This window comes from Bradyrhizobium tropiciagri, assembly GCF_018130505.1.
Taxonomy (GTDB): Bacteria; Pseudomonadota; Alphaproteobacteria; order Rhizobiales; family Xanthobacteraceae; genus Bradyrhizobium; species Bradyrhizobium tropiciagri_B.
Genome location: NZ_JAFCKH010000003.1, coordinates 482,648 through 496,134, shown reverse-complemented (window position 1 = coordinate 496,134; position 13,487 = coordinate 482,648). Strand labels below are relative to the sequence as shown.

The 13,487-nt window shown below is 63.3% G+C and carries 13 protein-coding genes; 5 read left to right on the top strand and 8 right to left on the bottom strand.

Going from position 1 to position 13,487, the window contains the following annotated elements:
* Window positions 1–5: 5 nt before the first annotated feature.
* From JQ633_RS09955 to JQ633_RS09930, 6 genes are all read right to left on the bottom strand, one after another.
* The gene (locus JQ633_RS09955) at window positions 6–1,616 is read right to left on the bottom strand and encodes an ATP-dependent acyl-CoA ligase (protein WP_211984802.1); all 1,611 of its coding nucleotides are present in this window, start codon (window positions 1,614–1,616) and stop codon (window positions 6–8) included.
* 2 nt (window positions 1,617–1,618) lie between these two features.
* Entirely contained in the window at window positions 1,619–2,320 is a 702-nt protein-coding gene (locus JQ633_RS09950) for an ABC transporter ATP-binding protein (protein WP_211984801.1), read from the bottom strand.
* The gene (locus JQ633_RS09945) at window positions 2,320–3,084 is read right to left on the bottom strand and encodes an ABC transporter ATP-binding protein (RefSeq protein ID WP_211984970.1); all 765 of its coding nucleotides are present in this window, start codon (window positions 3,082–3,084) and stop codon (window positions 2,320–2,322) included. Before JQ633_RS09945 ends, JQ633_RS09950 begins: the two co-directional genes overlap by 1 nt.
* A 1-nt stretch (window position 3,085) precedes the next feature.
* Complete coding sequence (locus JQ633_RS09940; protein WP_211984800.1) at window positions 3,086–4,054, bottom strand: branched-chain amino acid ABC transporter permease; 969 nt, start codon at window positions 4,052–4,054, stop codon at window positions 3,086–3,088.
* Window positions 4,051–4,923 carry a branched-chain amino acid ABC transporter permease gene (locus tag JQ633_RS09935; RefSeq protein WP_211984799.1) on the bottom strand — a complete coding sequence of 291 codons (873 nt, stop codon included), beginning with the start codon at window positions 4,921–4,923 and terminating at the stop codon, window positions 4,051–4,053. Before JQ633_RS09935 ends, JQ633_RS09940 begins: the two co-directional genes overlap by 4 nt.
* 93 nt (window positions 4,924–5,016) lie before the next feature.
* Entirely contained in the window at window positions 5,017–5,742 is a 726-nt protein-coding gene (locus JQ633_RS09930) for a TetR/AcrR family transcriptional regulator (protein WP_211984798.1), read from the bottom strand.
* Between the two features lie 117 nt (window positions 5,743–5,859).
* Here JQ633_RS09930 and JQ633_RS09925 point away from each other — a divergent pair, with 117 nt between their 5' ends.
* From JQ633_RS09925 to JQ633_RS09905, 5 genes are read left to right on the top strand one after another with little or no spacing between them, the layout of a single operon-like run.
* Window positions 5,860–6,312, top strand: coding sequence for a MaoC family dehydratase (locus JQ633_RS09925; protein WP_249159063.1), 453 nt, complete (start codon window positions 5,860–5,862; stop codon window positions 6,310–6,312).
* Window positions 6,313–6,346: 34 nt separating this feature from the next.
* A complete protein-coding gene (locus JQ633_RS09920; RefSeq protein ID WP_211984796.1) occupies window positions 6,347–7,948 on the top strand; it encodes a carboxyl transferase domain-containing protein in 1,602 nt (533 codons plus the stop codon).
* Between the two features lie 10 nt (window positions 7,949–7,958).
* Window positions 7,959–9,989 (top strand): acetyl/propionyl/methylcrotonyl-CoA carboxylase subunit alpha, encoded by a 2,031-nt coding sequence (locus JQ633_RS09915; RefSeq protein WP_211984795.1) that lies wholly within the window; start codon window positions 7,959–7,961, stop codon window positions 9,987–9,989.
* Window positions 9,989–10,447, top strand: a complete 459-nt coding sequence (locus tag JQ633_RS09910; protein ID WP_211984794.1) for a MaoC family dehydratase — start codon at window positions 9,989–9,991, stop codon at window positions 10,445–10,447. The genes JQ633_RS09915 and JQ633_RS09910 overlap by 1 nt, the downstream gene beginning before the upstream one ends.
* A complete protein-coding gene (locus JQ633_RS09905; RefSeq protein WP_211984969.1) occupies window positions 10,447–11,301 on the top strand; it encodes an HpcH/HpaI aldolase/citrate lyase family protein in 855 nt (284 codons plus the stop codon). Before JQ633_RS09910 ends, JQ633_RS09905 begins: the two co-directional genes overlap by 1 nt.
* A 99-nt stretch (window positions 11,302–11,400) precedes the next feature.
* Here JQ633_RS09905 and JQ633_RS09900 read toward each other — a convergent pair whose 3' ends face one another.
* Window positions 11,401–11,868, bottom strand: a complete 468-nt coding sequence (locus JQ633_RS09900) for an SRPBCC family protein (protein WP_211984968.1) — start codon at window positions 11,866–11,868, stop codon at window positions 11,401–11,403.
* A gap of 62 nt (window positions 11,869–11,930) precedes the next feature.
* On the bottom strand, window positions 11,931–13,487 hold the full coding sequence (locus JQ633_RS09895; RefSeq protein WP_211984793.1) for a 4-hydroxyphenylacetate 3-hydroxylase family protein: 1,557 nt from the start codon (window positions 13,485–13,487) through the stop codon (window positions 11,931–11,933).

Genomic DNA, 13,487 nt, shown 5'->3' with positions numbered 1-13,487 from the left:
AGTCTTCACCGCTCAAGCTTGAGACCAACGGCCTCGCGATCCCAGAGGGACGCGCGATTCTGCTCGGCCCAGGTCTTCAGCTTGTATTTCTCGATCTTCTCGCTCGCTGTCTTGGGCAGCGCATCGATGAAATGCACGAAGCGTGGCACCATGAAGTGCGCCATGTTGCGGTTGGCAAAGCGCACCAGTTCCTCCTCGCTGACACTCGCCTTGTCGCGACAGACGACAAAGATCATCACCTCGTCCTCGCTGAGTTCCGAGGTCACCGGCACTGCCGCGACCTCGAGCACGGCCGGATGCTTCGCCACGAGCATCTCGACTTCGTAAGCGGAGATATTCTCGCCGCGGCGACGAATCGCCTCCTTCTTGCGATCGACGAAATAGAGATAGCCGTCCTCGTCGACGCGGCCGCGATCGCCGGTGTGAAGCCAGAGATTGCGCGTGTCGCGCACGGTCGCCTCCGGCATCTTGTAATAGCCGGACATGATGATCCCGGGCTCGGACGGCCGCACGCAGATCTCGCCGACCTCGCCCGCCGGCAGCGGATCGTCCTCGTCGCTGACGATCAGGATTTCGGCAAGACCGCGCGGCCGGCCGGCCGAGGCGCCCTTGGCTTCGGGATCCTCGGGGCAGAACATCGTCACGGCGAAGGTCTCGGTCATCGCGTAGAGCGACGTCACCTGGACGCCGAAGCGTTCGGAAACATCGCGATAGGAGTCCGGCGACAGCGGCACGATCATCGCCTGGCGCACGCGATGATCGCGGTCCCGCGCCGATGGCGGCGTTCGCAGCAGAATATTGGTCATGGCGCCGAGCGAATTGAACTGGGTGGCGCCGGCCGCCCTGATCTCGTCCCAGAAGGTGCTGGCCGAAAAGCGCGGCGAGATGGCGAGCGTGCAGTCGGCCCAGAACGCAGCGTAACAGGAGTACCAGAGCGCGTTGCCGTGAAACAGCGGCAGGCATGTGAAGATCACGTCATCACTGCGGTAGCCGTAGTTCTGTGCGAGGGAGCGGCCGACACCGTGTGCCTGCGAGTGCGGGCTGATCACACCTTTCGACGGACCGGTCGTGCCGGACGTATACATGATGTATTGCGGATCGCTGGCCTGCACCAGCTCCGGATCCGGCTCACGCGGCGACGCGCCCGCCAGCGTCTTGATGTCGACCAACGGCTTGCCGAGGCTCGCGAGCTTCGACCCGGCGCCACCGTGGACGACGAAGGTATGAATGTTGTTCTCGACCGTCAGAGCTTCCGCCATGCGGTCGGCCCATTCGCTGGCGACAACGACGACGCTCGAGTCCGATTGGGTGATGAAATAGCGCAGCAGGTCACCCCTCGCCGCGGTGTTGAGCGGCACCGTGACGGCACCGAGCTTGCCGAGTCCCCAGATCGTCCAGATGAACTCCGGACAATTGGGCATCATGATCGCAACATGATCACCCTTGCGGACGCCGCGGTCGGCAAATCCGTTGGCGTAACAGTTCGAGATGTCGTGCGCCTCGGCGTAGCTGTACTTCTCGCCGCCATGGATCAACCAGGTGCGGTCGCCAATGCGGCCTGCCTTGTCGGCCAGCAGCCGTCCGATGGTGCGTTGCTTGAGCGGATAATCATGCATCGTCAGACACCGAGGTAAGCGTCGACCAGTTCGGTCGACCGTTCGAACTCCTCGCGTGATCCTTGCATCACCACGCGGCCATATTTGAGCACATAGAGGTAGTCGGCGAATTTCATCGCAAGCCGGGCGTTCTGCTCGACGACGAGCACCGTGATGCCCGTCTTGCGTACCTCATCGAGCTTGGCGAACACCTGCTTGACGATGATCGGCGCGAGTCCGAGGCTCAGCTCGTCGGCCAGCAGCAGCCGCGGCGCCGCCATCAGGGCGCGGCCGATTGCCAGCATCTGCTGTTCGCCGCCGGAAAGCGTGTAGCCGAATTGCCGCTCGCGCCGCTCGATCGGCGGAAACATCTGCATCACTTTGCGATAGTCGGCGGTGAGATCCCGGCCGCGCCGCGCATAGGCGCCGATCATGAGGTTTTCCTTCACCGTCAGGTCCGGGAAGATCCCGCGCCCCTCCGGCACATGCGCGACGCCGCGCCGCACGATCTCCTCCGGGCTCAAGCCGCCGATCGCGCTTCCGAGCAACGCGATACTGCCCGACGCGGTGCCGACAATGCCGCTGATCGCCCGGAGCAAGGTCGACTTGCCGGCGCCGTTCGCGCCGAGGATGGCGACAAGGTTGCCGGAGCCAACCTTGATCGAGACGTCGCGCAAGGCTTCGACCGCGCCGTATCGGACATTGAGATTGTTGATCTCCAGCATCAGGCGTCCTCGCCGAGATAGGAGGCCATTACCGTGGGGTCGCGGAGCACATCGGCCGGCAGGCCGTTCGCAATGAGCCGGCCCAGATCGAGAACGACCAGGCGGTCGCAGAGCCGCGAGACGAACGGCATGTTGTGCTCGACGACGAGAATGCCGATACCAAGCTCGTCCCGCAGGCGGAGCAGCAGCTCGCGCAGTTTGGCGACCTCGGCGTCGTTCAGCCCCGCGATCGGCTCATCCAGCAGCAGGAACCGGACATCCATCAGCAACGCGCGGCCGAGGTCGACCAGCTTGCGGTGGCCGTAGGGCAGATTGCGGATCGCAAGTTCGGCGCTATCAGACAAACCGAGGCGGTCGAGCATCTGATCGACCCGGCGTGCGGCATCACGCTCCGCCCGCCACATGTTCGGAAGCTTCAGGAGCTCGCTGACGAGGCCATAGCCGAGCGAACGATGGCAGGCGATCAGGAGATTTTCCCTCACGGAAAGATCGACAACCAGCTCAGGATGCTGGAACACGCGACCGATGCCACAGCCGGCGACACTCGCCGGCGGCAACGCCGAGAGAACCTTGTCGTCGAGCCGGACCCGGCCTTGGGTCGGCCGCGTGATGCCGGAGACGCAATTCAGGAGTGTGCTCTTGCCGGCACCATTCGGCCCGATCAAGCCGACGATCGCGCCCGACTCGAACTCGAAGGTGACGTCTTGGAGCGCATGGATGCCGCCGAAATCGACCGAAACGTCTTCGATTGAAAGGCGCGCCATCTCAGGCCCTCCGTCCAATACGGCGCGCCAGCCCCCAGAGGCCCTTCGGCATCAGGACCATGACGATGACGAGCAGCAAGCCGAACACGAGTCCGGGAGCATCCTTGATGCCGCGCAGCAGCTCGGGAACGATGACGTAGAAGGCCGCCCCGACAATCGAACCGCCGATGGTGCCGAGGCCGCCGATCACGACCATGCTGAGAAAGGCGATGGAAAGACCGACGCTGAAATTCTCGGGATGGATGTATCGGACGAGATAGGCGAACAGCCCGCCGGCGACCGCCGCGTAGAATGCGCTGATGGCGAACGCGATCACCTTGTAGCGAGCGGCCGGGATACCGAGCGCGCCGGCTGCGATCTCGCTCTCCTTGATGATCAGGAGCGCACGCCCGGTACGGCCGCGGCTGACGTTCCATGCGCCCCAGACACCCAACGTCACGACGGCCAACGTCAGATAGTAAAGGCCGGTCGCGCGCAGTTCGTAGCCGCCGATCACCGGCGGACTGAGCGCGAGCCCGCCGCCTCCGTTGGTGAGGCTGCGCCATTCGAAGATGATCTTCTGCAGCACGACGCCGAAGCCCAGCGTCGCGATGGCAAGGTAGAGGCTCTTGAGCCGCATCGCCGGCACCGCCACGACGGCACCGACACAAGCCGTGAGCAGGCCACCGACGAGAAGCGACAACAGGTACGGAACGCCGGCCGTCTGCGTCAGGATCGCGGTGGCGTATGCGCCAACGCCGAAGAAAGCGGCATGACACAGGCTGATCTGGCCGGCATAACCCGTGAGCAGGTTGAGCCCGAGCGCGACCAGGGCGAAGACGCCGGTCAGATTCAGCACATAGAGCCCGTAACCATTCAGCACGAAAGGCGCGGCGCAGGCGGCCGCGACACACACGCCGAGCAGAATCGGCCCGGTTCCAAATGGCAGCGCCTGGCGCTGCGCCCGCTCGATGTCGGCTGCGGCGCTCATACCTTGCGCACCTTGACGCGGCCGAAGACACCCTCGGGACGGACAATCAGCACGGCGATGATGATGATGAAAGTGATGGCCTCACCGAATGCCGGCGAGACATAAGCGCCGACCAGGTTTTCGGCGACCCCGAGCGCCAGGCAACCGAGGAAGACGCCGATCATGCTGTGCAGGCCGCCGAGCACGCCGCCGGCGAACGCCTTGATGAGAAGCGCGCTCATCAGATTGGTATCGAGAAACAGCGACGGCGCGACCAGGATGCCGGCTATGCCGCCGATCAATCCGCCGAGCCCCCACGCGATCGCGGAGCTGCGGGAGATCGACACGCCCATCATGCGGGCCACCGTCGGGTTCTGGCTAGCGGCGCGCAAGCCGAGGCCAATCCAGGTAAAACGGAGAAACCAGGTCATCGCCACGACAATCGCGAGACCCGCCATGATACTGACGACGGCGTCGACCGGAACCGGCACGCTTCCGATCATGAACGGCGCCGAAAAGGCGAACGGCGATGGAAACGTATAGGTCTGGTGCCCCCAGATCAGGCCGGCGACGCTGTTGAGCACAATATTGAGTCCAAGCGTCGCGATAATCGCCGACAGCACCGGACTGCCGATCAACGGACGGATCACGACCTGCTGGATGATGACGCCCTGCACGAGGCCGAAAAGGATCGCGATCGGCACCGCCTGCCACCAGGTGAGACCGACGCTGTTCAGCAGCCAGTAGGCGAAGAACGTCGTCACCATCGCCATCTCGCCTTGCGCGAAGTTGGCGATGTCGGTGATGTTGAGCACGACGACGATGGCGATACCGACCATCGCGTAGAGGCAGCCGGCCGCGAGACCTCCAACGATGAGATTGGCGATCATGATAGATACGCTCCTTCACGCCGTCAGAGCGATGAAGAGCAAATTGCCGGACCTCGACGCCTTTGCATCTCTCCCTCCCTCATCGCTTTCCTCCTACCTTGACTGTTTTATTTTCTTTGCGATTTTCGTTACCCGCGCCCCGCGCCCAAGCTCGGCCAGCGCACTCAAGCTCGAGGGCGGATCGGAGCGCGATGGCAACTCGCCAACGTCGCCTGCCATGGCAGCGACCGGCGAGGACGAGATCAACCTCTCGAACATCTGGGCGAGCGCCGTGTTGAGTTGGTCGGGCTTCCACACCCCGCTTGGCTTGAACCATTTCGGCACCCAGTTCATGGCGCCCAGAATGACAAAGATGGCAAGCTTGGGATCGCAGGGCACGACGCTTCCATCGTCGATTCCCTCGCGGATGAAACCACGCAACGCTCGCTCGAAGCGGTCGCGCTGCCGCACCAGCTTGGCCTGATCTTCAGGCTCCAGCGCCCGGTCTTCCATCAGCACGACGCAGCAATTCAATTCGTTGATCAGTTGCGCGACGTAGTAGGACATCGTCAGAACCAGCCGCTCCCGGCCGTTGCGCCCCTCCTTGCGCGCGCGCTCCATGCTCGCGAACGCCGCATCCATCGCGTGCTCGAAGCACGCGGCGAGCAAACTCGTCTTGTTCGGGAAGTAGTGGTAGAGCGCCGCCTTCGTCACACCGAGACTCGCGGCGATCTCGTTCATCGAGGTCCCGTGATAGCCCTTGAAATTGAACGAGGCCGCGGCTTCACGCAGCACTTCAAGGCGCCTGATCCCGTGCACGTCTTCCCTGGTGGGAAACAAATCGACCTCCGCATCTTGCCGGTCTCTACGCTAGCCGTTAGTGTACCTTCTGACAAGTCGGTTTACTTACCGTCCGGTTAGTTAGTAGAAAATGCCGCCCGAACAAGGGGAATTGCCTTGGGTCTCTACCTGGAAGATTTTGAAATCAATCGCACCCGCAGAACGCGCGGCCGGACAGTGAACGAAGGCGACGTGTCGCTGTTCGCCGGCCTGGTCGGCGACCACAACCCGCTCCATGTCGATGAGGAGTTTTCCAGGAACAGCATCTTCGGCAGCCGGGTCGCACATGGCCCGCTGGTGCTCTCGAGCGCGATCGGGCTGATGTCGCAGATGAACTGGATCGACGGCACCGCGATGGGCCTGTTGGGCGTGTCGTGGGATTTCAAGGCCCCGGTCAAGCTCGGCGACACCATCAGCGCCGCTGTCACCCCGCTCGAAGCGCGACCCAGCAAGACTGCGGGACGCGGCGTTCTCAAGCTCGGCTTCGAGGTCTTGAACCAGCGCGAGGAGATCGTGCAGACCGGCTCGATCACACTGCTGATGCAACGCCGCCCCGAAGGAACCACCTGAACCCAATCGAGAAGAAATCCGGCGATATCCCGATATGGCAACGCTCAACAGCGCAATCGATCCGCGGTCCCAGACCTTTCAGGCGAACGCGGGAATCTATGACGGCCTCCTGAAGACGCTTCGGGCGCGGCAAGCCTGGTCGCTGGCAGGCGGCGGCGACCGCATGGTTCAACGCCATCGCGACCGCGGCAAGATTCCGGTGCGCGAACGGATTGATCTGCTGATCGATCCGTTCAGCCCGTTCATGGAACTGTCGCCGCTCGCCGCGTGGGGTCTGTACGACAACGCGGTGCCCGCCGCGGGTCTCGTCACCGGCATCGGCACTGTCCGCGGCGTGATCTGCATGATCATCGCCAACGACGCCACCACCAAGGGCGGCTCGTTCTTCAAGGAGACTATCCGCAAGCACGTGCGCGCGCAGGACATCGCCTTCGAGAACAAGCTGCCGGTGGTCTACCTCGTCGATTGCGGAGGCGCCAACCTGCAGCAGGGCGACGAGGTGTTTCCGGACCAGGACCATTTCGGCGGCGCGTTCTACCGGCAATGCCGGATGTCCGCGGCCGGCATCCCGCAAATCGCAACCGTGTTCGGCGAATGCACGGCGGGGGGCGCCTATATTCCGGCACTCGCCGACGAAGTCGTGATGACGGCCGGCAACAGCAGCGTCCATCTCGGTGGCCCACAGATCGTGAAAGCCGCGATCCGCGAGATCGTCGATCGCGACACGCTGGGCGGCGCGGAGATGCACAGCACGGTCTCCGGCGTCTCGGATCATTTCGCGCGTGACGAAATGGAAGCGATCGCCAAGACCCGCGACATCGTCGGCGCCCTGAACCGCGTGCAGAAGTTTCACGGCGACATCCGCCCGGTGCGTTCACCCCTGTTCGACATCTCGGAAATTCCGGGGATCGTCGGCGCCGATCTCAAGGTGCCGTTCGACCAGCGCGAGATCATCGCCCGCATCGTCGATGGCAGCGAGTTCCACGAATTCAAGCCGCTCTACGGCGCCACCCTGATCTGCGGCTTTGCCCATATCCACGGACTTCCCATCGGCATCATTGCCAACAACGGCGTCCTGTTCTCGGACTCCTCGCTCAAGGGTGCGCATTTCATCGAGCTCTGCGACCAGCGCAACGTGCCGATCCTCTTCCTGCAGAACATCACCGGTTTCATGGTCGGTTCGGAAGCCGAGCGAAACGGCATAGCGAAGAATTCCGCGAAGCTCGTCTACGCCGTTTCCAATGCGCGGGTGCCGCGTTACACGGTCGTGACCGGCGGCTCCTATGGCGCCGGCAATTACGGCATGAGCGGTCGCGGCTTCCGGCCACGCTTCATGTTCATGTGGCCGAACGCCCGCCTCGGCACCATGAGCCCGGATGTCGGCAGCTCGGTCCTGATGGATCTGCGTCGTTCCAGCATCTCGCGCAATCCCGCGAGCGAAGCCGATCTCGCCGCCCACGAGCAGCAACTGCGCCAGATGTTCGACGAGCAGTCCGATCCGTATTACTGCACGGCGCGGCTCTGGGACGACGGCCTGATCGATCCCTCCGACACCCGCGACGTACTCGGGCTTTGCCTCGCGATCGGCGCGATGGAGCCGCCCGTCACCGGCACGCGGCCGGTCTATCGAATGTAGGATGCCGCCCGTGTCGCTTCTCCTGAGCCCCCGCCCCATCGCTTCGGTCCTGATCGCCAATCGCGGTGAGATCGCGCTCCGCATCATGCGCACCTGCACGCGCCTCGGTATCCGCACCGTCGCCGTCTATTCGGATGCCGACGCACAGGCGCCCCACGTCAAAGCCGCCGACGAAGCCATCCGGATCGGTCCGCCGCCGGCTCGCGCCAGCTATCTCGACATCGATGCGATCCTCGCCGCCGCAAAGCAGGCCGGCGCCGATGCGATCCATCCGGGCTACGGCTTCCTGTCGGAAAACGCCACCTTCGTGAAGCGGTGTGAAGCCGCCGGCCTCATCTTCGTCGGCCCGTCCGCCAAGGCCGTCGAACAGATGGGCTCGAAGATCGAATCCAAGCGGATCGCGGAAGCCGCCGATGTGCCGACAGTCCCCGGCTATCACGGCGCCGATCAGAGCGCGGCCACGCTATTGCGCGAAGCCGGCCGGATCGGCTTTCCCGTCCTGATCAAGGCGTCTGCCGGCGGCGGTGGTCGCGGCATGCGCCGTGTCGACGACGCGAAGGATTTCGAGACCGCACTTGCCGCCGCCAAGGCGGAGGCTGAGGCGGCGTTCGGCGACGGCTCCATTCTGCTCGAGAAATTCATCCTCAACCCGCGCCATCTCGAGGTCCAACTCGCCGGCGACCGCACCGGTAACCTCGTTCACCTGTTCGAGCGCGACTGCTCGGTCCAGCGCAATAACCAGAAGCTTCTGGAAGAGGCCCCTGCCCCCAACCTCCCCGACAGCGTGCGCGCCAAGCTGTTCGATGCCGCACTGAAGCTCGGCCGCACCATCGGCTATGACTCCGCCGGAACGGTCGAGTTCATCATGGACCGGGACAGCGATGAGCCGTATTTCCTCGAAATGAATACACGCTTGCAGGTCGAGCACCCGGTCACCGAGTTCATCACCGGCATCGACCTCGTCGAATGGCAGCTGCTTGCCGCAGCGGGTGAAAAGCTTCCACTCGCGCAAGACAAGATCCGCGCTCGCGGCCATGCGATCGAGGCTCGCATTACCGCCGAGCGCGCCGACCTCGGCTTCCAGTCCGCGACCGGCAAGCTGCTTGCCGTGGACGCGCAGCACGGCGCGCGCTTCGACAGCGGTGTCGAAACCGGCTCGCAAGTCAGCCTGTATTACGACTCGATGCTGGCCAAGCTGATCGCGCATGGCGCCGATCGCGCCGCCGCTCTCACACGGCTCGGCAAGGGGCTGTCGGAACTGACGCTGCTCGGCGTTCCAACCATCCAACCTTTCCTTCGCGACGCGGTGCGCCAGCCGCTGTTTGCCGACGGACACGCCACCACGCGCTTCATCGAGACCGCCTATCCGAACGGTTGGAAACCGGACGCCGAAGAACTGCGAAGCCTGCGCGCGGCAGCCTGCGTGGTTTGGGCAGCGCTCGACAGCGCCGAACCGGCCGCGCAATGGATCAGCCCCTGGGACCGCCGCAGCGCGGTCCGGGTCACCTCGGCGGTGCGCCCCGCCAAGACATCGCTCCATCTCGTCGATGAATACGGCCAGTGCGATGCCGACGTCCAGGTCGGCCACGACGGCATCGTCGTCGAGCTCGATGGCGCATCCATCGACCTCGGCAGGCCCGTCACCGAAGGCGGCAAGACCACGCTGGCGTCTCCTTCGGGCTCTGCTTTCATCGCCCTGCGTGACCGTAATGTCGTCAGCATCACCCGCGCGGGCCTTTCGCTGTCCGCGAGCATCCGCCTACGGATTGAGATGCCGCGCGAACACGCCAACCTGGAAAAGTCCGGCAATGCGATCGAAGCACCGCTGCATGGTGTCGTCTCGCAACTCCATGTGGCGCTTGGAGATACCGTCGAGAGAGGCGCGCCGATCATGCAGATGGAAGCGATGAAGCTGATTCATACGCTGCGGGCGCAAGTGGCCGGCCGCATCGAGCAGATACGTTGCAATGTGGGGGATACCGTTCCGGCGGGCGCTATCCTGATAACAATTGCGCCGAGCGAGATCGAGGAGAAGTCCTGATGGCGGGTCTATGGTTCGAGGAATTCACGGACGGAATGGTGTTCAACCACGAATGGTCGCGCACCATCACCGAGACCGACAACGTCTGGTTTTCGCTGCTCACCATGAATGTGCAGCCGCTTCACATCGACGCGCACTACGCGGCAAAATCGGAATGGGGCAAGCCGCTGGTGAACAGCCTGTTCACGCTCGGCTTGCTGATCGGCATGACCGTCAACGACACCACGCTGAACACGACGCTGGCAAATCTCGGCATGACCGACGTTCGCTTTCCAAAGCCGCTGTTCCAGGGCGACTCGGTGAAGGTGCGCACCATCGTGCGCTCCAAGCGCGAGAGCAAGTCGCGCCCCAACGAGGGCATCGTGAATTTCTATCATGAGATGACAAACCAGAACGGTGACGTCGTCGCAACCTGCGAGCGGGCAGCGCTGATGCGCAAGCAGCCGAAGGCAGCGTGATGCGCTCCCTGCTGTTCGTTCCCGGCAATTCGGAGAAGATGATCAGCAAGGCGGCAGCCAGTGGCGCCGACGTCATCATACTCGATCTCGAGGATGCCGTCCGTCCCGACGCAAAACCGGAGGCGCGCAGGACGGTCGTCGCGACGCTTGCCGGCGAAAGCGCGGGTCCGCGCCGATTTGTGCGGGTCAATTCGCTCGATACCGCGTGGTGCCGTGAGGATGTGGAAGCCGTCATCCCGGCGGCGCCCGACGGGATCGTGCTGCCCAAATCGGCGGGCCCGGAGGATATCGTCAGATTGAGTGATCTGATCGACCGCCATGAGCCGCAAGCCAGGAAGGGCAAGACCGCGATCATCGTGGTCTGCACCGAGACGCCGTCGTCCACGCTGTCGCTTGCGGCCAAATCCTGGCGGCATCCCAGACTCGCGGGACTGATGTGGGGCGGCGAGGATCTGTCGGCAGCCATCGGCGCCACCGCCAATCGCGACCAGCAAGGCCACTACACTGCGCCGTTTACGTTGGCGCGGAATCTCTGCCTGCTGGCGGCGCGCGCGGCGGACGTCGCACCGATCGATGCCGTATTCACCGACTTTCGCGATGATGACGGTCTACGTCGCGAGAGCAACTCTGCGCGCCGCGACGGCTTTTCAGCCAAGGCCGCAATTCATCCTTCGCAAGTCGAGATCATCAATCGCTGTTTCACGCCGACGGACGAGGAGCGCCGCTGGGCCGAGCGCGTCATCGCCGCATTCGAAAGCGCCGGCAAAGGCGCGGTGCAACTGGACGGCGTCATGCTTGACGCCCCCCATCTCAAGCAGGCTCGCCTTATCATGGCAGGGACCAGCGCGAAATGATTCGCGGACGGCGCTTGCTACGGCAGGCAGCATTTGAAAAGAGGAGGAATCTGCTCCTGCGCCGCCTTGCTTGAGCAGCTCTCGCCATTCGATATCGACTTACGCCGCCGTCTCGTCGGTGCGTGCTGGCAGAGCGTTGGCAAAATTGATGAAGAACTCGTCAGCCAATTTCTTTGCCGCACCATTGATCAGCCGTTGACCGAGCTGCGCCAGCTTGCCGCCGATCTGCGCTTCGACCTCGTAGCTCAGCACGGTTGCGCCATTCTCCTCGGCAAGGCCGACCACTGCCGCGCCCTTGGCGAAACCAGCCACGCCGCCCTCACCTTCTCCCGAAATCCTGTAGCCGTTAGGTGGATCGAGATCGTTCAGCGTGACCCTGCCCTTGAACCGCGCCGAAACCGGCCCGACCCTCATCCTGGCAATTGCGCGAAAGCCGCCGTCGTCGGTCTTTTCGAGCTCTTCGCAGCCGGGAATGCAGATTTTGAGCACGGCAGGATCGTTGAGTGCCGCCCACACCACCTCGCGGGGTGCCGCGAGCTGGATTTCGCCAGTCATAGTCATTGCCATGGTTGCCCCCAAGATCTTGAGACGCGCATCGAGTTCGAACCGAGCCAATAGCGAGGAAGCCGTCAGGGCTTTCCGACCGGCGCGAACACCCGTGCCATATACGTTGAAAGATCGTCGACAATCGCCTGTTGCTTCGCCGACTCAATGCCCGCAAGCGTCTTGGCCAGTTCCTTCTTGAATTCGACCTGCATCGAGCGGCCAATCTGGATCCGCTGGGCTTGCGGCGATCCGGCGCCGTGCATGGATTCGGTCAAATAGCCGACCGCGTTACGGCCGAGCGTCATGTTCTCGACCAAGCGAAGGATTCGGATCCGGTCCTCTGTCGGAACGTCGGGGCGGCCTTTCAGATATTTCTCGATCATTGGCCCAATCGTCTGGTGTCGCAGTTCGCGCTCGGACGGCAGGGTGACCATCAGGCCACCCGCGAGATCCTGAGCCAGCCGACCGATCTCGTAAGGGAAGCGCGTGACGTGATGCTTGCAGACGTTCGCGAGCATTTCATCGGGCAAGTACGCTCCGGACTTCATCGCGATACCCTGATGGCTCGCTGCGACGCCGGTCCCGTAGATGGTCTCGTTAAGATGGGTCATCTCAACCAGCTTGTCGCGGACGTGCGAAGCGCGCTCGACGCCATTGTAGTCCGCGATGGTCGCCGCTGCACCGATCAGCACGTCTCCGACGCCCGTTTTGCAGACATAACTGCGGCGATGATAGCAAGTGAAACGCTCGACCAGAGTGGAGGCGAACTCGAACTCTCCGTCGAGAAAAATCAGCTCGTTCGGAATGAAAACGTCCTCGAAGACGATCATCGCTTCCTGACCCGAGAACTGTGCATTGCCGGCGTCGATCTCGCCCTGTTCGGCGCTGCGGCTGTCGCAGGACTGCCGACCATAGATATAGGTGATGCCCTCGGCGTCGACGGGGATCGCGCCCGCGATGGCGTATTCGCTGTCAGCCGCTTCCAGCCGCATCGTCGGCATCACGAGGAGCCAGTGCGAATTGATGCAGCCAGTCTGGTGTGCCTTCGCGCCGCTGACATAGACGCCTTCGTGAGTACGACGGACGACGTGAAGGAAGAGATCCGGATCGGCTTGCTGAGACGGCGGCCTGCCTCGGTCCCCCTTCACGTCGGTCATGGCTCCGCCGATAACGACGTTCGCCCGCTGCATCCGCCCGAGAAATTCGCTGAAGCGGGCATGATAGTCGGACCCGTGTTTTGCGTCCAAATCAAAAGTCACCGAATGCAGCGCGTTTAGCGCGTCCATGCCGACGCAACGCTGGAAGCATGTCCCCGTCAGTTGCCCGAGCCGGCGCTGCATCTTGTTTTGCATGACGAGATCGCCCGGACTCGCGGAGATATGGAGGAAGCGGTTCACGCGTCCCCCGACGATGGACGAGGCGGCGGAGGCCAGTTCGGGATCCTCGTTCGCCAGATCGTAGGTTTTCGCGACCGCGTTGATCGAAGGCCTGATAATGGGATGGTCGACCGGCTCTTCGACCAGCTCACCCATCAGGTACACCTTCAGTCTACGCCTCCTGAGACTCTCGATATATTCAGCCCCGGAGCCGATCGGCTTGCACACCGGTGCCGAATCCGCCGCGACGACGTCGTTATCCAT